This is a genomic window from Georgenia daeguensis, assembly GCF_039537705.1.
Lineage (GTDB): Bacteria > Actinomycetota > Actinomycetes > Actinomycetales > Actinomycetaceae > Georgenia > Georgenia daeguensis.
Genome location: NZ_BAABBA010000003.1, coordinates 93,282 through 113,257, shown reverse-complemented (window position 1 = coordinate 113,257; position 19,976 = coordinate 93,282). Strand labels below are relative to the sequence as shown.

The 19,976-nt window shown below is 69.2% G+C and carries 16 protein-coding genes; 5 read left to right on the top strand and 11 right to left on the bottom strand.

The genetic code is table 11. From position 1 onward, the window contains the following. Window positions 1-77: 77 nt before the first annotated feature. Window positions 78-569, bottom strand: coding sequence for a hypothetical protein (locus ABD774_RS03875; RefSeq protein ID WP_345037876.1), 492 nt, complete (start codon window positions 567-569; stop codon window positions 78-80). Between the two features lie 154 nt (window positions 570-723). Continuing rightward, on the bottom strand, window positions 724-1,491 hold the full coding sequence (locus ABD774_RS03870; RefSeq protein WP_345037874.1) for an enoyl-CoA hydratase-related protein: 768 nt from the start codon (window positions 1,489-1,491) through the stop codon (window positions 724-726). A 1,359-nt stretch (window positions 1,492-2,850) separates the two neighbouring features. On the opposite strand from ABD774_RS03870, the gene ABD774_RS03865 reads away from it, so the two are divergent. Continuing rightward, window positions 2,851-3,888 (top strand): fused MFS/spermidine synthase, encoded by a 1,038-nt coding sequence (locus ABD774_RS03865; protein ID WP_345037873.1) that lies wholly within the window; start codon window positions 2,851-2,853, stop codon window positions 3,886-3,888. A 142-nt stretch (window positions 3,889-4,030) separates the two neighbouring features. On the opposite strand, the gene ABD774_RS03860 is transcribed toward ABD774_RS03865, so the two are convergent. The 5 genes from ABD774_RS03860 to ABD774_RS03840 form a co-directional block, all read right to left on the bottom strand. Further along, window positions 4,031-5,551, bottom strand: coding sequence for a catalase (locus ABD774_RS03860; RefSeq protein ID WP_345037871.1), 1,521 nt, complete (start codon window positions 5,549-5,551; stop codon window positions 4,031-4,033). After that, entirely contained in the window at window positions 5,548-5,988 is a 441-nt protein-coding gene (locus ABD774_RS03855) for a Fur family transcriptional regulator (protein ID WP_345037869.1), read from the bottom strand. The genes ABD774_RS03860 and ABD774_RS03855 overlap by 4 nt, the downstream gene beginning before the upstream one ends. 60 nt (window positions 5,989-6,048) lie before the next feature. Next, entirely contained in the window at window positions 6,049-7,377 is a 1,329-nt protein-coding gene (locus ABD774_RS03850; protein ID WP_345037867.1) for an SWIM zinc finger family protein, read from the bottom strand. Next, on the bottom strand, window positions 7,374-10,175 hold the full coding sequence (locus ABD774_RS03845; RefSeq protein ID WP_345037865.1) for a hypothetical protein: 2,802 nt from the start codon (window positions 10,173-10,175) through the stop codon (window positions 7,374-7,376). Before ABD774_RS03845 ends, ABD774_RS03850 begins: the two co-directional genes overlap by 4 nt. Window positions 10,176-10,339: 164 nt before the next feature. Then, complete coding sequence (locus ABD774_RS03840; protein ID WP_345037862.1) at window positions 10,340-11,251, bottom strand: D-hexose-6-phosphate mutarotase; 912 nt, start codon at window positions 11,249-11,251, stop codon at window positions 10,340-10,342. A 233-nt stretch (window positions 11,252-11,484) separates the two neighbouring features. Between ABD774_RS03840 and ABD774_RS03835 the strand changes: the two genes are divergently transcribed. Beyond that, on the top strand, window positions 11,485-12,660 hold the full coding sequence (locus ABD774_RS03835; protein ID WP_345037861.1) for an NAD(P)/FAD-dependent oxidoreductase: 1,176 nt from the start codon (window positions 11,485-11,487) through the stop codon (window positions 12,658-12,660). Window positions 12,661-12,692: 32 nt separating this feature from the next. Here ABD774_RS03835 and ABD774_RS03830 read toward each other — a convergent pair whose 3' ends face one another. The 3 genes from ABD774_RS03830 to ABD774_RS03820 all read right to left on the bottom strand — a co-directional run bounded on the left by ABD774_RS03830 (window position 12,693) and on the right by ABD774_RS03820 (window position 15,064). Beyond that, window positions 12,693-13,151: a hypothetical protein gene (locus ABD774_RS03830; RefSeq protein WP_345037859.1), complete on the bottom strand. Its 459-nt coding sequence runs from the start codon at window positions 13,149-13,151 to the stop codon at window positions 12,693-12,695. Window positions 13,152-13,262: 111 nt separating this feature from the next. Next, complete coding sequence (locus ABD774_RS03825; RefSeq protein ID WP_345037857.1) at window positions 13,263-14,345, bottom strand: HTTM domain-containing protein; 1,083 nt, start codon at window positions 14,343-14,345, stop codon at window positions 13,263-13,265. 2 nt (window positions 14,346-14,347) lie between these two features. Further along, complete coding sequence (locus ABD774_RS03820) at window positions 14,348-15,064, bottom strand: DUF5819 family protein (RefSeq protein WP_345037855.1); 717 nt, start codon at window positions 15,062-15,064, stop codon at window positions 14,348-14,350. Window positions 15,065-15,233: 169 nt separating this feature from the next. Between ABD774_RS03820 and ABD774_RS03815 the strand changes: the two genes are divergently transcribed. Genes ABD774_RS03815 through ABD774_RS03805 form a run of 3 tightly spaced genes read left to right on the top strand, consistent with a single transcriptional unit; the run spans window position 15,234 to window position 18,553 of the window. After that, window positions 15,234-15,932, top strand: a complete 699-nt coding sequence (locus tag ABD774_RS03815) for an HAD hydrolase-like protein (RefSeq protein ID WP_345037853.1) — start codon at window positions 15,234-15,236, stop codon at window positions 15,930-15,932. Between the two features lie 16 nt (window positions 15,933-15,948). Beyond that, a complete protein-coding gene (locus tag ABD774_RS03810; RefSeq protein ID WP_345037851.1) occupies window positions 15,949-16,953 on the top strand; it encodes an aminoglycoside phosphotransferase family protein in 1,005 nt (334 codons plus the stop codon). Between the two features lie 28 nt (window positions 16,954-16,981). Next, window positions 16,982-18,553, top strand: a complete 1,572-nt coding sequence (locus ABD774_RS03805) for an AI-2E family transporter (protein ID WP_345037849.1) — start codon at window positions 16,982-16,984, stop codon at window positions 18,551-18,553. 10 nt (window positions 18,554-18,563) lie between these two features. Here ABD774_RS03805 and ABD774_RS03800 read toward each other — a convergent pair whose 3' ends face one another. Beyond that, window positions 18,564-19,970: a wax ester/triacylglycerol synthase domain-containing protein gene (locus tag ABD774_RS03800; protein ID WP_345037847.1), complete on the bottom strand. Its 1,407-nt coding sequence runs from the start codon at window positions 19,968-19,970 to the stop codon at window positions 18,564-18,566. Window positions 19,971-19,976 lie beyond the last annotated feature (6 nt).

Here is a 19,976-nt window from a genome sequence, read left to right as displayed (position 1 = left end):
CCGCCTGGCGCAAGGGTATGGCATACGAGGGTGCGCCGGCCCTGTGTCTCGGCAACACGCCGCGGCGCGTGGCCGCCTCAGCGTCCGAAGAAGCGTCCCCAGTCCAGAGCGTCCCCCAGAGCCCGGTCGCTGAAGCCGGGGTGGGTCTGGCGCAGGTGGTCCATGTCGGCGTCCCAGTCCCAGGGACCGTACCCCATGCGAATCCCCTCGGAGATCAGGGCGTCGGCACGTGCGGCCGCCTCGGCGATCTGCTCGGGCGTGTACAGGTCCCCGAAGACGTCGGCGAGCGGGATCGGGCCGAGCCCGTACTCGCAGACGTGGCGGGAGTACCGGCTGTTGAAGTGGTAGACGGCGAACACCGCGTTCACCACGTCGAGCTCGCGGGCCGCGGCGATCATCTTCTGCCGGCGAACCAGGACGCCCACCTGCTCCTCGTCGATCCGGGCCAGCGCGTGGTCGAGCTCCGCCCCGTAGCGCTCCTGAGGAAAGCCCGGGACGTCGGCCTGGAGCTGCTCGATCGCGGCCTCGCGGAACTGCCTGCCCTCGATCATCCGGATCCCGTGATGCATGGCGGCCGACCGGAGCCGTGACTCAAGTTCTTCCGGTGTCTCTGTCTGGCGGCGATTGGTCCACCTCACGGGCGCTCCGATCTGTTGTCTCCGGGCACCAGTCCGAACCCGACCCTAGTGACGTGGCGCCGTCGGCCTTCGGGCTTTCCGAGTGTCAGTTCGACGGCGCCCACGACGGCGGCCGCCTCTGGGCAAACGCCGCTAGTCCCTCCTGCCCCTCCGCCGAGGCGAAGTGAGCCGCGGACAGCCGGCCGAGCACCTCGAGCTCGCGGGCGTCGTCGTCGGGCGGGTCGGCGAGCACCGCCTTGGTGGCGGCGAGGGCCCGCGGCGCCCCGCGCAGGAGGGCGTCCGTGTACCGGGCGACCTCCGGATCGAGCCGGTCGGCGGGGACGGCCGCGTCGAGGAGGCCGATGCGCTCGGCGCGTGCGGCGTCGAAGACCTCGCCGGTCAGGAAGAGCACCCGCAGCGCCTGGGGCTGGACGCGGCGGCGCAGCGGCACCGAGACGACGGCCGGGACGAGGCCGAGGCGGACCTCGGGGAAGGCGAAGGTGACGTCGTCGACCGCGACCGCGAGGTCGCACGCGGCGACCAGGCCAATGCCGCCCGCGCGAGCGGTGCCCGCCAGCCGGGCGACCGTCGGCTTGGGGGCGCCCATCAACGTCACGAGCAGGTCGGGCAGCTCGGCCACGCCCTGGCTGTCGGCGTCCGCGCCGCGGGCCTCTTTGAGGTCGGCCCCGGCGCAGAAGACGGTGCCGGTGTGGGTGAGGACGATGACGCGCACGGCGTCGTCGTCGAGCGCGGCCTGGAGTTGGTCACCGAGCTCTCTGCGCAGCGCAGCGGAGAGGGCGTTGCGGTTTGCTGGGGAGTCGAGGGTGATCGTGCCGACCCCGCCGTCGACGTCGAGGTGGACGAGCTCGGCCATGCCAGATCCCTTCGTCGGTGCCGGCACGACCGTACCGCCAAGCTGTGCCGACGAAGATGTCAGGGATCAGCCAGGTCGGGAACTTTCAGTAGGGAGCAGGCCAAAACCGCGAACAAGCGCGCGACGGTCCTGACATGATCGCGGATGTGACCTCTGGAACGCTTCCGAACAGTACGGATCGGCTGCCGACTCGCGAACAAATCGTGTCGCCAGGGGACGCTGTAACGCCCGTCGGTGTAAATACTCGGCGCAGTTGGGTGGTTCTGCTCTTCGCCACGACCTCGTTCGTCGGCGCTTCCCTTCTGTTCGTCGTACAACCGCTTGTCGCCCGGCTGATCCTCCCCCATTACGGCGGTTCGGCGACCGTTTGGAGCACGAGCAATCTATTCTTTCAGGTGGTGCTCTGGTTGGCTACTTCTACGCCCATGCCATCACACGCAAATTCGGTCCGCGCGTCCAACCCCTCCTCCACCTCGCTATTCTGTTGCTTCCACTCGTCGCACTGCCCATAGTGCTTCCGGCGAACGCATCGCCCAGTGCTGAAACGTCCCCTGTTTTGTGGTTGCTTCGCACTCTGATTCTCGTCGTCGGGCTGCCATTCGCGGTAATCTGCACAACTGGCCCACTTCTACAGCGGTGGTACTCCTGGACTAACCATCGACGATCGGAGGACCCATACTTCCTCTATGCCACTAGCAATCTCGGCAGTTTCATCGGTCTCCTCGCGTACCCTTTTGTGGTCGAGCCGTTTCTCACGTTGGACCAGCAGCGAATCTTCTGGTCGTGGGCATTCGTAGCGTTCTTGCTCCTGATGGTCGCATGCGGCGTCGTCACGATCCGCAACCAAACACAACAGGAAGCGGGGGATACCACCACTGCCGCGCCGCCTACAGTGCGGCGGGTTCTGCTATGGCTCTTCTTGGCTTTCGTTCCGTCGAGCCTCATGCTCGGCGTCACTTCGCATATCTCCACCGACATCGCGGCGATCCCGCTCATGTGGGTGGTACCTCTCGCAGTCTACCTCGGCACATTCGTACTAGCCTTCGCTCGCACCGCCCGGACACCCAGCTCCAGATCGCGTTACTTTGCCGCAATTGTAGCCGCCGTAGCCGCCGTAGCCGCCGTGACCTATCACGTCGGAAACTGGCCATATATAGGTATACCTATCGCGGTCGACTTGACGCTCTTAGCAATAGTTGCATTTTCCGCTCACTCAACCCTCGCCGCATCTCGTCCTTCCCCATCGCAGTTGACGACTTTTTATCTCGTCGTGTCGGCGGGGGCGCACTGGGGGGGCTCCTCAATGGGTTGATAGCCCCGGTCCTCTTCGATCGGGTGTGGGAGTACCCAGCAATCATAGTGGCAAGCGCATTGCTCGCTGCCGGAAGCGGTCGTGAGTCGCTGTGGTTGCGGCGCCGCTACGGCGCGAAGTTTGCGTGGTTCCTAGAGGCGGCCACCGCGACGCTCGTGCTTGTTGCCGCCACAGCGGCAACGTTCGCATTGCAAGACAGCCTCTGGGTGATCGCAGCGTTGACGGTCAGCTTTATGGGCGCACTTTTCATTGCGCGGCGGCCAATTCCCCTCGCTGCCGCGATGGTGGTCGTTTTCGTCGGGCTCACTATGAGCGGACCGGACACCGTGTATCGGGAACGTACTTTCTACGGAAGTTACAAAGTCACCGAGCAAGACGGGGTTCGTAAGCTTGCACACGGAACCACTTTGCATGGTTCACAGTTCATCGGAGCAAACGCAACGACGCCGACTACTTATTACTCTCGCACGGGTCCCGTCGGTGACATATTCCGGGAGTACGACAACTTTGACGACATAGCGGTCGTTGGGCTTGGCACTGGGACCATCGCGGCTTATGGCGAGGCAGACCAATCGTTGACGTTCTATGAGATTGATCCGAAGGTTGTTGATATCGCTCGCGACCCGAGGTTTTTCACGTATCTCGTGGACGCTGCCGCGAAGGTGCAGACAGAGGTAGGTGACGGCCGGCTCAGCCTGGCGGGGGCGGCCAAGGGCTCGTATGAGCTGATCGTTCTGGACGCCTTCAGCTCCGACTCCATTCCTGTCCATCTGCTCACACAGGAAGCGTTCGAGGTCTATGCCGACGCTTTGGCGCCTGACGGCGTGCTGATGGTGCACGTGAGCAACCGGATTTTTGACCTGGAACCTGTAGTCGCGGGTTCAGGGAGTCACATTGGTTGGGCCGTTGCCGTCGGGTTCGGCGAGGCCGATGGGGACCGGGCCACGCCTTCTGAGTGGATCGCTCTCGCCCCGTCAGCGAAGGACCTGGAACCATTACTTAGGCTCGGGAATTGGCGGCCGGCTCGCGCCGAAACTCTGCTGTGGACCGATGATTACTCGTCCGTCTTGACGGCTTTGCGATAACCCGACTAACGACCGCGCGGCTCCTCAGAAGCACCGAAGGCCCGGCGACCGTCGGAACGGTCACCGAGCCCCGGTGCTGACGCGGAGATGACTTCTCAGCGAGGAGTTGACATCTCACGCGCGTGCGAGAGCGGAGAGCGGGTCACCGAACGGCGACGGGCTCCTCGATGGCGTCGTTGTCGAGACCGACCTGCGGGTCGCCCTTGCCGGCCAGAACGGCGGCCTGGATGCGGTCACCGATCTCCTGGTCGACGTTCTTCCAGTACTGGAAGGCGTTCTGCAGGACGACGTCGTGCTGGACACCCGCGAGGGCGCCGGCCACGGTCTCGACGAACTGCGCGCGCTGCGCGTCGTCGAAGACCTCGCGGACAAGGGTGCCCGCCTGGCGGAAGTCGTCGTCCTCGGCGTGCAGGGCGTAGGCGCTGCGGACCATCTCGCCGTCGGCCTCCCAGCCGTCGTCGACCGGGCCGGTCTCGTCGGACCACGGACGGCCGAAGGAGTTCGGCGCGTAGACCGGGGCGTCGCCCGAGTGCTCGAACGTCATGTTCCCGTCGAAGGTGTAGGACTTCACCGGGACGATCGGCTTGTTCACCGGGAGCTGCTGGTAGTTGGTGCCGATGCGGGCGCGCTGGGCGTCGGCGTAGGCGAACACGCGGCCGAGCAGCATCTTGTCCGGGGAGACGCCGATGCCGGGCACCGTGTTCGACGGGGCGAACGCGGCCTGCTCGATCTCGGCGAAGAAGTTCTTCGGGTTCCGGTTCAGCGTCATCTTGCCGACCTTGATCAGCGGGTAGTCCTTCTTGGACCACACCTTCGTCAGGTCGAACGGGTTGAACCGGTAGGTCTTGGCCTCCTCGTACGGCATGACCTGCACGAAGAGCGTCCAGCTGGGGTGCTCGCCGCGCTCGATCGCGTCGAACAGGTCGCGGCGGTGGTACTCGGCGTCCGAGCCGGCGAGCCGCTCGGCCTCCTCGTTGCCGAGGAACTCCAGACCCTGGTCGGTGTGGAAGTGGTACTTGACCCAGAACTTCTCACCGGCGGCGTTGATCCACATGTACGTGTGGGAGCCGTAGCCGTTCATGTGGCGCCACGTCTTGGGCAGGCCGCGCTCACCCATGAGGTAGGTGACCTGGTGGGCCGACTCGGGGTTCTGCGTCCAGAAGTCCCACTGCATGTCCGCGCTGCGCAGGCCGGAGGCGGGCAGGCGCTTCTGCGAGCGGATGAAGTGCGGGAACTTCATCGGGTCGCGCAGGAAGAAGACCGGGGTGTTGTTGCCGACGAGGTCGTAGTTGCCCTCGGGCGTGTAGAACTTCAGCGAAAAGCCGCGCACGTCGCGCCAGGTGTCGGGCGAGCCCTGCTCGCCCGCGACCGTGGAGAAACGGGCGAGCATGTCGACCTTGGCGCCCGGCTGGAACAGGGCCGCCTTGGTGAAGCGGGTGACGTCCTCGGTGGTCTCGAACGTGCCGAACGCGCCGGAGCCCTTGGCGTGCGGGTTGCGCTCCGGGACGCGCTCACGGTTGAAGCTGGCGAGCGTCTCGACCAGGTGGACGTCGTGCAGCAGCAGCGGCCCGTTCGAGCCGAGGCTCAGGGAGTTGCGGTCCGAGACGGCGGGAGCGCCGAACTGGGTGGTCGAGGGCGCCGGGGCGCCGTTGGTCTCGCTCAAGAGATCTCCTTCTTTGGTGCGGTTCCGGACAGGCAGGAGGGGCAGGTGCCCCAGTAGATGACCTCGGCGGTGTCGATCACGAAGCCGTGGTCCTCGCTCGCGGTGAGGCACGGGGCGTGCCCGACGGCGCAGGGCACGTCGGCCACTGCGCCGCACTGACGGCAGACGGCGTGGTGGTGGTTGTCCCCGCGGCGCAGTTCGTAGCGGCCGGGCGAGCCGTCGGGCTCGATGCGGCGCAGCAGGCCGGCGCCGGTCAGGGCGTGGAGGACGTCGTAGACCGCCTGGGTGGAGACGGTCCCCAGGCGCTCGTGCACGGCCGCACGGATGGTCTCGGCGTCGGCGTGCGGGTGCGCGGCAACCTCGGCCAGCACCGCCAGACGGGGCGCCGTCACCCGCAGTTGCGCCTCGCGCAGCAGCTCGGCGTGGGTAACGGACATGGTGTCATCAAAACACCTCTTCTGGAATCGTTCAAGTTACGGAACGAGTTCAGGTGACGTTCACCGTCCGGTAAGGAGTTGCACCGCGAGGACGTGCTTGCACGGGCCGCGACTGCCTGCGTACTTGGCCCACCACAGGCAGGTGCAGGAAGGGCGCGCGGCGTCGCCGCGGACCCAGTGGACGCTCTTCGGCCCGGTCACCCGCCAGCCGCCTTCCGTGGCGACGACGGCGCCCCCGGCCACCAGGGCCCGGGCCGCCTTGAGCCGCGGGTTGTCCTTCTCCACCCGCTTGGCGTCGAGCGGCAGCTCCCGGTGGAAGTACGTCCGCGCCGTGAGGTCGAACCCGAGCCTGCCCGACGCGGCGACGACGCCGAGCCCGTGACGGACAGCGGTCACCGGCACGCCGGCGTAGGTGGCGAGCTCGTCCGGGTCGAGCCGCTGCTGCCAGGCGAGGAGCGGGAGCAGCTCGCCTGCGACGTCGTCCTGGTCCGTCGCGCCGCCCGCCCGGGCGAGGTCGTGGAGCAGTCCGCCCTCGCCGGAGAAGCCGCGGTAGGGCTCCGGCGAGAGCATGAGGGTGAAGGCGCCACCCGGGAGGGCGAAGACCCAGGCGCTCGCTCCGCCGTCGTACGCGTAGACGTCGAGGCGGGTGAAGAACCGGAGCAGGCGCCGGTAGGCGGTCAGACGCCGGGTCCCGGCGAGGCGGACGGCACCGGCGGCGGCGCGCGGCACCGGGCGCAGGCCCCCGGGCGCCTGTGCGAGGTGGAGCGTCGGTCCGGGTGGTGTGCCGTTCGGCAGCCCGACGAGCAGGTTCGTCGCCTGGGGCCGCGTCAGGGTGGCGACGTGTCGCATGGCAGCGGCGATGACCGGTGTCTCGGCAAAGCCGCGGACCCACCGATCGGGAAGCTTGACCTTGCGCTCGACGTGCGCCTGGTCGGGAGTCTCCAGGCTGAGCCCGTCGGCACCGACCTCGAGGCGGACCAGCTCGGTCCGCCGCAGGCCCGCGAGCGCCGTGCGCAACGGGTCGTTGAGGGCGACGTTGGTGGTGCCGAAGCCGATCTCGCCGGTGTCGAACGACTCCCCGTCCAGGTCGAGCCGGGCGTACACACCGTTGCACGCGGAGAAGGACTCGGCGCGGAGCATGGTGCCGCCGGCGGTGATGACGGGATCGAGTGCGAGCAAGCTGAAGCTGGGGTCGACGTACCGGGCGGCGGCCACGTCCGCGAGCGCGAGCAGGCCGGCCGCCACCACCTCCGGGCGGGCCAGGAATCCCGAGAAGAACCGTGGATGGTCGACGACGCCGCCCGGGGTGAGCCCGAGCGCGGTCGCGAGGGCAAGCTCGGAGTCGCTCCCCCGGTCGAGGAGCCGCGACGGGCCCAGGTAGCCGGTCATGACCCGGCACCGGACGGGACGCCCCGCGCCGTCCTCGGCGCGGCGTCCGCGAGCGCGAGGTCCGCGAGCGCGGCGTGGAGGGCCCTGGCCTCGGTCAGCGCCTTGCTGCTCCCTCGGCGCTCGGCGAACGCCTCCAGGCCTTCGACGCACCGGTGGTCCGTGGGCACGGCCGCGCAGTGCCGGCGGAGGACGGCGAGCACGTCGGCCGTCCCGGTGGGAACCTTCGGCTCCGCCATCAGCGCCGTGGCGAGTGCGCTGAGAGCGGGCCAGACGGCGCCGAGCCCGCCGGCGAGAGCAATCTGCTCGCAGGCGCCGGCGAACCGGCCGCGTGTCAGCTCGCCGGTCTGCTGCATGGCGAGCGTGGCCTCTCGGAGGTGCGGGGCGGAGAAGGCGCCCTGCCCGGCGATCTCCAGTGCGGCGTCGACGGCACACTGGCGCGAGTCCGGCGCAGGTGCGCTGAGCCCGTGGGCGAGGGCGAGGTGGGTGGCCGGCCCGCCGGGTCCGGTGCACCGCGCGACCTCGCCGAGCAGGCGTGGCCCGTCCTTGGAGTGAGCTCGATGGCTCTCCAGCCAGTAGGACGCGGTGAGGTCCCGCCAGGAGGGGACGACCGAGGCGGCGAGCTCGGCCGTGAGGTTCCAGGTCGTGCTGACGTGACGCTCGCTCTCCCCCACGCCGAGGAAGAGCGTGGGAGGTGCCGAGGGGAAGTAGCTCGGATGGACGGGGAGCGCCGCGGCGGGGCCGCTCACGCGCACGACCGTCGGCGTGCCCTGAATACGGCCCATGTTCCTGCCGTACGGGTCGGGCACGGGTGGGCCGACCCAGAACTCTGAGCGCAGGGGCGGGAGCCCGCCGCCCGACACCCACGCGCGCGCGAGGGCGACGGCGTCGAGCCGGGTGTCGCGGGGCGCGTTGGCTCTCGGCACGGCGAACCCGGTGAGCTCGGCGGCGCGAGCCGGCGGTACCGGCTCGAGGCGGAGCAGGGCGAGCAGCAGGTCCAGCTCGCCGTGGCGGGCACGTGCGCTGCCGTAGACCCTGAGCCGGCCCAGCAGGTCCTCGAAGGTCACCACGCCGTTCTCTAGGCTCGGCGTGCTCAGCAGGCAGGGAACGTGACGGGCCAGCAGCTGGGCCTCGGAGAGTCGTGCCACGAGGAGAGCGCCGACGGGTGTGAGGCCTGTCCACCTGGATGACCTGGACCGCTGCTCGTGAGGCTGTGGGAGGGTCTCCCGGAGCTCCCGGACCAGCTGCTCATGGTCCGTCTGGCTCCAGCGGAACCGGTCCAGGAGGGCGCGGCTGACCAGCCCGGCATCGAACGCACGCTCTCGGCGAAGGCTGGCGAAGAACTTCCCTATCTCCCGCCGGTGGCGGGGAACCGACGCGACGTAGCACGCGAGCAGCGCCTCCTCCCCCGCATTGCCCGGCCTCGCCTCCACCGCCGAGAACGCCGCGGTGAAGGCCTCGATGCCGCTGCCGAAGAGGGGCTGGCGAGCGACGGGCGCCGCGGGTGGAAGGGAGTTCCAGAGGTCGGGAACGTAGACCTCAAGCGAGCCGGGGCCGAGCTGCCCTCCCGCCGACCCCTGTGGATTCGGCGGTACCCCCTCTTCGAGCAGGTCGAGGAGCTCGGCCGCGCGCTGCCTGACCCGCAGGTCGTCAAGCTCGGTCGCGGCTCCGAGAGCCGTGACCAGCGCTTGCCGGTCGTGCACCGGCGTGACCGAGCGGGCGGCAGTCTGCTCCGCCGTCGCCGCCTTCGCCGCCCGCGCGAGGTAGGACATCAGCTGCGTGCGCTGCTTCTTCTCCTTCCGCGCGAAGACGACGAGCGCCAGCTCCTCCAGGTCCTCGTCGGCAAGCCTGGACTCGAGCAGCGGACCCAGGAGGACCGCGGAGACGGACCCGTGCCCGGCGGAGATGATGCTGAGCGCCAGAGCGTGCCGGTCGGCGAGGTCCGTGGGCCCGATCTGCAACGCGCGGAGAATCTTCGCGAGGTGCTGCTGCTCGGCAGGTCGCGGAATCGCCGCCAGCCGGGTCAGCGCCTCGTCGACTGCCTCTTCCCGCGGCACGAGCGCTCCGTCGGCAAGAGCTGCGAGCACGAGCGGAAGTTGAATGACCGGACGTAGCCCCTCCGTCGGCTCGAGGAGCGGGCGAGTCACCCAGTGCGGTGCGACGTCGTGGAAGAGCGGGTCGAGCTGGCAGACGGCGGTGAAGTCGAGACCCTCAGCCCGGTAGTCCCGCACCACGATGTTGCCGTCCTCCATGAACCAGGGCTGGGTCAGCCGCTTCGGGGTCCCGCGGAACTCGAAGGTGCCGTCCCACTTCGCGGCCGCGGCCGAGTAGTACGCACTCCAGGCCTGGATGAGCCCGGCGGTCACGGGCGGTCGGACGCCGAGACGGGCGAGGAGCGGCAGGCAGAGGACCGTGACGCCGAGGCGCTGCCACGGGAAACGGCTCGGTGCGGCAAGCGCGGCGAGGACGAACTCCTCCGCCCACTCCTGGCCACGCGAGTCGATCATGGCCAGCAGGACGACCGGGTCGATCTCCGCGGCGTCCCAGGGCAGCCGTTTGGCCGCTGACCTGCCGGTCTCTGCCAGCTCCAGGACCGCCCGGGCCTCGACCAGGTCCTGCCGGTTGTACAGGTCTCGCCCGTATCCGCCCACCTGACGACGCGGCATCCCCGACGCGTCGAGGACGACGGCGAGCCGGACCCGCTCGTCGGACGAGAGCGCGGCCAACCAGGTGTCGAACGCTGCCCCATCCCCGCGAGCGACGAGGTCGGCCAGCTCGTCGACCAGCCACTGTCCGTCCATTCCGGCCTCCCCGCGCGTCAGCGCGCGGCACTCCACGCGTCACACATCGTCCGAAAAGTAGCGGAGCTGAGCGTGTCGTGTGGGCGGAACGGGGCCACCGCTATGAGGGCGTCGAGCCGCGGGCCGGATCCGGCGTGACGGCCGGATCCGGCTGGCGCGCAGGATCAGACGCGCGGGGCGACGGCGTAGCGCGCCGTCATCGTGTGGCTCTCCCCCGCGGGCAGGGTGACGGCGTTCTCCAGGGCGTTGGCGACCTCGACGCACACCATGGTGGGCCACTCGGCGTCGTCGTAGTCGGGCATCGCGGCGGCCTTGGCGGTCCACGGGTTCCACACGACGGTGTTGGCCGAGTTCTCCTTGGCCGCGGTGATGGTGCGGGCCATCGCCGGGTCGACGACCGTGGCCGTGCCGGTGGAGTGGTAGACGCGGTCGGTCTCGCCGGAGAAGGTGACCGGCCCCTCTTGCGTGACAAGGTCCTTGCCGGCGCCGGGCGCCTTGTCGAGGTACCGGGCGCCGTCGAGCCCCTCGACCGTCACGGCGGTGACGTCCTTGACGGCGAGGTAGGTGTGCAGGGCCTCCTCGTAGGAGTACTCCTCGGAACCGGTGTTGCGCACGGACAGCGCCAGGGTGAGCTCGGCGCCGAACGTCACCGTGTAGGTGAGCTCGAAGGGCTTGGTCCACATGTCCGCGCCCGGGAGCCCGGCAATGTCGGCGTCCGTGAGGCGCAGCGTCAGCGTGACGACGCCGTCGGCGTCCTCCGCCCCGACGAGGGTGAAGTCGGCGAGGCGGGCGAAGCCGTGCGCGGGGGCCAGGCCGGGCTCGCGACCCGGGCCGAACCACGGCCAGCAGATCGGGACGCCGCCGCGGATCGGCTCCCTGGGCGCGAACATGCTCGCCTTGCTCATCCAGATCACGGGGTCCTGCCCGGCCGGCGTCCACGACGCCACGTGCGCACCGTGGAGGTACACCTCGCCGGTGGCCACGGGGGTCGAGACCCCCAGAACGGGAAGTCCGCCCGCGCCCTCGGCGAACGTGACGGAGTCGGGCAGATCGACGGTGATCAGAGAAGAGGTCATGGGTTTGACGCTAGACCCGACCCCCGGAGCCGACCATCCGGTTGCCGGAACTTGCCCGTCCGCCGTCGCCAGTCGACGGCCGGCGGCGGCCCCAGCTCGGACGTTGCGCGAGATGCCACAGCCATGGCGGTCACGGCTTGAAAATCACGGACACAGCCACAGAACGGACGGTACGTTCCGGAAAGCGCGTCGACGCGCACCTGCCCCCGAGTCGCTCGAGAAGGATGTGTCCGTTGGCCGACAAGATGAACCGGGTCGCGCCGCTCCCGGCCGCAGCCGACGTCGTCGTGATCGGCGAAGGAGCGATCGCCGCCTCGGCGACGTTCTATCTCGCGGAGGCGGGCGTCGAGGTGCTCATGCTGTGCGCTGGCGACAAGGCTGGCGACGGCGCGACCGGGCCGGGGCTCGGTGCGGTCGGGGCCGTCCGCGGCTCCGACCCCACCATGCTCGACCTGATCGTGCGCAGCGTCCGTGAGCTGCAGGCGTTCGAGGAACGGTTCGGCAGGTCGATCGCCTGGGACCAGCAGGGCTTCCTGGGCCTCGTGCCGCTGAACGGCGACCTGACTGAGCTGCGGCAGCGCGCCGAGGCGCTGACCGCACGAGGGCTGGACGCCCGTGTCGTCGCCCCCGAGGACGCCCGGTGCCCCTACATCGATCCCACCCGCTATGCGGGCGCGCTGTTCGTACCCGGGGCCGCGATGGTCTACGGCGACCTGATCGGAAGCTTCGTGACCGACGCCGCGGAGCTCAGGGGCGCGCAGGTCCGCGTGGGCGTGCCCGTTACCGCCGTTGGGTGCGCACACGGCGGCATCACTTCTGTCGTCACCGATGCCGGGACCGTCCGCACGCGCACCGTGGTCAACTGCGAGGAGCTGCGGGCCGCGGAGATCGGCGCCCTGGCCAGTCAACCGCTTCCCGTCCGGCCCGTGAAGCGGTCGCTGTTCTACACCGCGGATGTGGACCCGGAGCCGTGGATGCTGTTCCCGTACACGATCGACCTCGAGACTGACCTCGTGCTCCACCCCGCTGGCGAAGGACTGCTCTTCGGCGTGATGAGACAGCTGGGCACCGACGCCCAGATCTCCCGCGAGAGCGAACTCTCCGACGCCAGAGCCGCGGCAGCGGACCGCCTACCGGCTCTGGCGACGGCGGACGTCCCCCACGGTGGCCCGTGCTGCACCTGCGACGACACCCCGGACGGGCTGCCCCTGATCGGCCGGTCGGAGGCGGTGCACGGGTTCGTGTACGCCGTCGGCCTCGGCGGCGAGGGGTTCGCACTCGCGCCGGGCGTCGGTCAGGTGGTCCGCGACCTCGTGCTCGGCAACGAGCCGTTCACCGACGTGTCCGGTCTGTCGGCGGACCGTTTCGAGAGGCCGAGACCTCGACGCGGGTGGTTCGGGAGGCGCTGACCGGGCGCATCAGCGTCCGCCGGGCATGACACTCAGCTTTCGAGCTGGCGCGCGTCCTCGTCCTGCTCGTCGATGAACGCCGCGAGGATCTCCGCGGACAGCTCGTCGATGCGCCGGTCCACGTGCGCCCGCTCGCGCGCGGCGACCTTGGTGCTCATCGTGCCGAGCAGCGGCAGCGACGCCTCGATCTTGTTGAGCTGGACGCGCCAGGCCTCGGCCCGGCGCCGCTCGCCCTCGTCGTCGGCGGAGGCACGCAGGTAGGCGACCTGGTCACGCAGCGCCGAGATGCGACGGCGCAGCGCCTCCGGGCTCTTGCCGGCCTGCCGCGCCTCGGCGAGCTTGCGGACCTGCTTCTCGACGGCGCCGAAGACCTCGGGGTTGTCCTTGCGCAGCCGCGTCAGCGTGGGCCCGAACGTCTGCACGACCTTCCAGACCGTCGGCCCCGCGACCGCCGCGAACCTGACCAGTGCACCGAGCCTGCCCATCGCCATCCAATTCTCTTCCGGGAACCTCTACAGAGCCATCTTTAGCGTGACACGGAACACCCTGCTTACGCCTCCCGAGGATGGAAGTGGCGGCCCTCGCAGACCGACGCTGCCTCCTCAGCCGGCCATCGGCCCATGCCTGGTTCGATCAGTCCGTTTGAGGAGGCCAACTTCTTGGGCCCACCGCATCGCCAATCGCCACGACTTGTCGCGCACGAAAAGGAGGTCCAGCGCGATCATGACGAGTGAAAACTGCCAGAGACCCAAGAGCAACCCTATTCCCAGATGCATCCCCAACAGCGACAGCAACGCAAAGACTCGGAGAGGCCTGCTCAGCATCAACAGGGGACTGGCGAACTGGATCCAGACAGTAGCCACCGTAGCGATGACGACAACGGGCGTTATCTGACGTACGAACTCGCTCAAGCCTTCATGCGGCATGAAGACATCCAAAGACAGCGCATAATACAGTGCAGAACCTGCCCGCCATTCCTCAGTCAAGATCTTATAGAATGCGGAAGTTACGTACACGAGTAGCACCTGGTAACCACAAAGCACGACAGCGCCATTGTGAACAACGTTACTTACGACCTGCACCGTTTCTGGTGTTGACCTTTTGTGCACCTGACGGCGCCGCCTCCACGAATCTACGGACCAGCACCCAGAGAGATCGGCAAACAGCAAGAACAACAGCGTCAGCCGCATCAGCGTGTCACCGCTGTTTGGAACCAAGGGATTGTTGGAGGTAAGTCCGAGCCAGAACGCTAGAAGAATCGGCATTACGGCGCGGGTCCGCCAGCCGATGACAAAAAGAGCTGCAAGCATGAATAGCACGCCGTAACTCAAGTCAAAAAGGAGCGGATTTGACCTTGGAAACAGGATGTGGAGTGCAGAGGTATAGCCGAAAGCGCCCATCTCCGATGCCATCCAGTTGACCCCCGCCCCCCATAAGTAGTGGCGGTTGCTGTAGTTTGAGACGAGGTGCAACACAATCGCCGCCCCATAAAGAATGCGCAGGATCGACAGACTGTAGGTTGCATGCTTCGAGATGACGAACCATTCAGCCACGAGTTGCGCCGATTCGCTCAGGCGAAGCCGAAGCGACTTCCATTGAGTCTCGTGCACTCGCCGGATGCCGCGCGCAGGCTCATCATCCAGAAGTGTGTTGAGCGCTCGACCCCGATCTACCATTCTGGCCATGATTACCGCTCCGCATATCTCTGGATCAAGTCTTCGAACGCTGACAGCATCAAGTCGTCATCGACTCTAGCTGCGACGCGCCAACCGAACGTGACAACGTCTGTATCTAGGGAGGACCGCTCGATGACATTTCTACGCTCGGGAATACTTTCGCTCACCACCCGCCACCGCAGCGCCTCGACTTCCCTGCTCGAGTAGGCGGACATAAAGTACGTGAGGTACTCGAGGAGCAAACCATCATACAGGGCGACGTTTTCGTGCAGTTTATCGTCCCCACCGGTCGCGTCGAGTTCTACCCTGACATCGCCTTCAATATCCGAAGTCAGCAAGCTCTTCTGAACATCCGCTAGGCGCTGGAACCCGTCCATGTAGCGATTCTGCAGATTCCATGAGGTCTTCTTGACACGAGACGGCAGGGGGTGTCCTGCGACCGCCTGGAACTCTATCCTCGTTACGTTAACCCAAGCCGTACGCACCAACGCGCCACCTTCCCGGTATTCGGCCTGGACGAGCAATTCAGAGTTCTCCATTGGCATATTAGGAGCGAATAAGCTCCAGCGCTGCTCAAAAAATGGGGTAGATGCGTCGACAAGCCCATCAAATCGCGAGCGAAGAACACCGAACGGCTCCACCAGCACGGCGGAGAGAAATACGTAGAAAGCGACGATCAAACAAACTCCCGAAACAAACGCTTTCGCGAATTTCGACCTAGCGATCATTCTTCACTCCTGATCTTCGGCGCACGTCTTAACCTGGGAGATTCACTCTCGACTGCGGTGGTGACCTTGGACACCATGAGCACAATACGGACGGATGGGCTTCATGTCCGCGTTTTCACGCGTTGTAAGGCGTATATCCTGGTTCTAACCTTCCGAGAGGATTGCGACCTTGACTTCCCTGCACTCCGCCGCGCCCACCACCGAGGCGCCGGCCACGCTGCACGCGACCGCCGTGCTGCTCGACCTCGACGGCACCATCACCGACTCCGCGCCCGCCATCACCAGCGCCATCGCGGAGACCCTCGCCGCGTTCGGCTACCCGCCCGAGACCCCGGAGCAGCTGCTCCGCCACGTCGGTCCGCCCATCCGCGACGGGCTGCTCGAGTTCGGCGGCGTGCGCGCGGAGGACCTCGAGGCAATGGTCGCGCACTACCGCGCCCTCTACTCGGAGCGCATGCTCGACGTCGAGCTCTTCGACGGGGTCCCCGAGCTCATCCGCTCCCTCCGCGCCGCCGGGGTTCCGCTGGCCGTGGCGACCTCGAAGATGCGCCACATGGCGGTGCCGATCCTCGAGCACGCCGGCCTGGCCGACGAGTTCACCGTCATCTGCGGCGCGACGCCGGACGAGTCCCGGTCCACCAAGGCCCAGATCGTCGAGGACGCCCTCGCCGGACTGGCCGCCGCCGGCGCCGACGTGTCGCGCGCCGTCATGGTCGGGGACCGCCACCACGACGTCGACGGCGCCACCGAGCACGGCATCCCGGTCATCCTCGTCGACTGGGGCTACGCGCAGCCGGGCGAGGATGCCGGCGCCCACGCCGTCGTGCGCGACGCCGACGAGCTGGCCGCCGTCCTCGGCGCCGCCTGAGCCCCGGACGCACCGGATGACGATCGACGACGACGACGCCGAGTCGCGCTCCCAGGAGCGCGGTCCGGGGCCGGTCACCGTCCCGGACGCCCTCGCCCGTGAGGTCGGCAGCACGGACGACGGCGCAGCCTGGCTCACGCGGCTGCCCGGCCTCGTCGACCGTGCCCGGACCCGCTGGGGCCTGCGCCTCGGCGAGCCGTTCCCGAACGGCGCCGCGGCCTGGACCGCGCCGGCGCGCACCCGGGACGGCGAGGACGCCGTCGTCAAGATCGTCTTCCCCCACGAGGAGGCGGCCGGCGAGGCGACCGCGCTGCGGCTGTGGTCCGCGCGCGGGGGCCCTCAGCTGCTCGACCACGACCCGGAGACCTGGACCCTCCTGCTGCGCCGGGCCCGGCCCGGGCACGGGCTGGAGGAGGACCGCGAGCTTCTCGAGCGCCGGCCCGAGGACCGCCTCGCGGTCGCCGGTGAGCTGCTCGGGCTGCTGCACGCCGCACCGCTGCCGCCGTCGGCGGACGGCCTCGCCACCGTGGCCTCCTATGCGGAGCGCCTCGCCGGTCTCGTGCGCGAGCGCGCCCAGCGACACGGCCGCACGCTCGGCGCGGACCCGGGGCTGGTCGCCGAGGCGGCCGCCCTGCTGGAGGATCTGCCCGCCACCGCAGGCTCCGCCGTCGTCGTCCACGGCGACCTCAACCCCGGGAACCTGCTGGCCGACGACGCGACCGGCGCCCGCACGTGGGTCGCGATCGACCCCAAGCCGATGGTGGGTGACCCGGCGTTCGACCCGTGGCCGCTGCTGACGCAGGTCGGCGAGCCGTTCCGGGAGGAGAGCCCGGCCGGGCTGCTGCGTTCCCGGTCGCGGCTCGTGTGCGCGGCGGCCGGGCTGGACCCCTCGCGGGTCGCGGCGTGGGCGATGGCGCGCACGGTGGAGTCGGCGCTGTGGCGGGCCGCCGAGCAGGGCGACCGCACGCGCGCCGTGGAGGAGCTGTCGCAGGGGAGGACCTGGTCGCGCCTCGCGGTGTGACCAGCGCTTTTGGGGCAGACTGATCGCGATGAGTGCGAGGCGCGATCCGAGGAAGCTGCTGGGTCAGGTGAGCCGGCAGGTGGGCCGGCGCGTCCAGCGCCGGGTGCGCCCCTCCCACCCGACCTCCCTCGACCAGGTCGTCTCGCAGGCGGCGCTCGGCCAGGCTCCCGCGGCCCCCTCGCCCGACGGCGTCGCCAGCCGCACCTTCCGGCCCTCGCACGCCGCCCGCGTGAGCGTGCGGCGGATGCCCGAGCGTGCCGCCCACGTCGACGCCCCGCCGGACGGCGTTCCGCGCTGGATCCGCAAGTACGGCACGATCGCGTGGCTGGTCATCGGCATCGTCATCGTCGTCGGCATGGTGGTCTTCGCGACCAGCCGGATCCAGATCGTCTTCATCGCCGTGTTCATCTCGCTCGTGGTCACCTCCGTCCTCGACCCGATGGTCACGTGGCTGGCGAGATACGTGCCCCGGGGCCTCGCGACGGTGCTCGCGCTGCTCGGCTCGTTCCTCGTGGTCGCCGGCCTGTTCACGTACGTGATCTCGTCGGTTGCCGGGCAGTGGGAGTCGCTGGCGAACCGGTTCTCCGACGGCATCGACACGATCCTGCAGTTCTTCGAGAGCGGCCCCCTGCCGTTCCACTTCACCCAGGCGGAGCTCAACGACGCCATCAACGAGGCCGTCGCGCAGGCGACGACCTACGTGCAGCAGAACGCCGGCGACCTGGTCGGCCAGGTGCTCAGCAACGCCGGCGCCGTGGCGCTGGTCTTCACCGTCCTGGCGCTGAGCCTGTTCCTGACGATCTTCTTCCTCGCCCGCGGCGGCTACATGTGGCGCTGGTTCCTCAACCAGCTGCCGTCCAAGAACCGTGAGCGCACCCACGTGGCCGCGACGGCGGGCTGGTACACCTTCTCGGGCTACGCGCGGGGCACGATGATCGTCGCCACCGCCGACGGCGTCATGGCGTTCATCCTTCTGTCGATCGTGGGCGTGCCGCTCGCCGCGCCCCTGTCGGTGCTGGTCTTCATCGGTGCCTTCATCCCCCTCATCGGTGCCCCGGCGGCCATGATCGTCGCCGCCGTCGTGGCCCTGGCGGCGAACGGGTTCGTCGACGCGCTCATCGTGACCATCGGCGTCGCGCTGATCGGGCAGATCGAGGGCCACATCCTCGAGCCGCTGGTGATGGGCAAGCAGGTCTCGCTGCACCCCGTGGTGGTCGCGCTCGGGGTCACGGCCGGCACCTTCCTCGGCGGGCTCCTCGGCGCGATCGTCGCGATCCCGCTGCTGGCGGTCACGTGGGCGGTGTACTCGGCGATCCGGACGGTGGAGCCACCCATGGAGGACCTTCCCCCCGCGCCCGCCAGGGGCGGCGTGGCGGTCGTCGCCCGGGGGTCCGACGGCGAGCGCGCCCTGGTCCAGGAGGATGCCGCGGACGCGGTGCCGGAGGGGGCGGTCGCGAGACCGCCGTCCGGCGCGCGGGTGTCCACGCACCCGGCGCGGATCCCGCCCGCCCCCGTGCACCGGCCGTTCGTCAGGCGGCCTCCCGCCGGGGTGCGGCCTGCCACGGGTGAGAAGTCCGACGGCGCCGAGGATCGGGCGTAGGCCGACCTGGTCATGGCTCCGGCGGGTGCGTCGAGCCGGCAGCTCGCGGGGCAGAGGTTGTGCCCGCAGCCGCGGCGAGGAGCGCGAGCTCGCGGCGGGCGCCGTCGACGAAGACGTCGAGGTCGGGACAGCCGTCGCGGTCAGCGGTGACGCAGATCTCGAGCGCACCGTCGTAGGACAGCGCGCCGACGCCGAGACCGACCCGTCCGACGAGGTTGAGCACGGGGAAGATCTCGAGGAGGTGGGCACCGGCGAGATAGACGGGTGCGGCCGGACCGCGGACCTTGCCGGTCTCGACGTTGACGCGCTGCCGGTTGACCGCCCGGAGCATCACCCGGCCGATCGTCCTGCTCCGGAACACGGTGCCGAGCGAGGGCCGAGTCACCGTCTTGCGGCGGACGGTGCTCCCGGCGATCCGCCGCAGCCGGCCGCTCGGGTCCCCGGCACCGAGAGGGAGGGGGACGACCATCTGGCTGATGAGGTTGCCCTCGCTCGTGCCGCCCGCGCGAGGGCGCAGCGAGACCGGGACGTAGACGGGGATCCGGACTCCCTCGACGGGCTCGCCCCGGGCCGACAGGAGGGCGCGGAGCCCTCCGGCGGTCATCGCGAGGAGCACGTCGTTGACCGTCGCGCCGTGGGCGGCCGCGAGCTGCTCGACCTCGGGCAGGGTGGCGCGCAGGACGGCGAACCGGCGTCCGGGACCGACCAGGCGGTTCAGGCTCGTCTCGGGACCGGGCTCCTGCGCGAGCGTCTCGCGGAGCATGGGGACGGCGTCGCGGATCGTGGTGAGGGTGGCGCGCGGCCGGAGGAGGTGTCCGGCCATGGTCGAGAGTCCGCGCGCGCGGTGACCCAGAAGGTCGAGCACCAGCGCGGCCGAGGTCGGCCACGGCGCCGGGGTCCACGCGGCCGCCGCCGGCCGGGCGGCGTCCGGCCCCGGGTCCAGGAATGCCGCCAGCAGGGAGACGGCAGCCCGGCCGTCGGCGATGGCGTGCTGCCACCTGATGAACAGGCCGACCCGGTTCTCCGCCAGGCCCGGGAGGAACCACATCTCCCACTGCGGCCGCGACGGGTCGAGGCGGCGGCTCCGCAGGGTCTCGACGGCGCCGAGCAGCTGGCCCTCGTCGCTGCCTTTCGGGAGCGCGTGCACCCTGACGTGGTGACGCAGGTCGACGGCGGGGGCGTCGACCCAGACCGGGCCGCCCCGGAACCGGCCCGGCGAGCAGATGAGCTGACGGAACCGCGGCGCCCGCTCGAGCCTGGCGCCGATGGCCTCGCGAAGCGCGTCGATGCGGAGGGCGTCGTCGGGGTCCAGCAGTGCCGTGCCGTCCAGGATCCCGATCGCGCCGATGTCCTGCGGCCAGAGGTCGTCCAGCCGCAGCATCAGCTCGTCCTCGGGGCTCAGCCGCCTGACCGACATGATCGG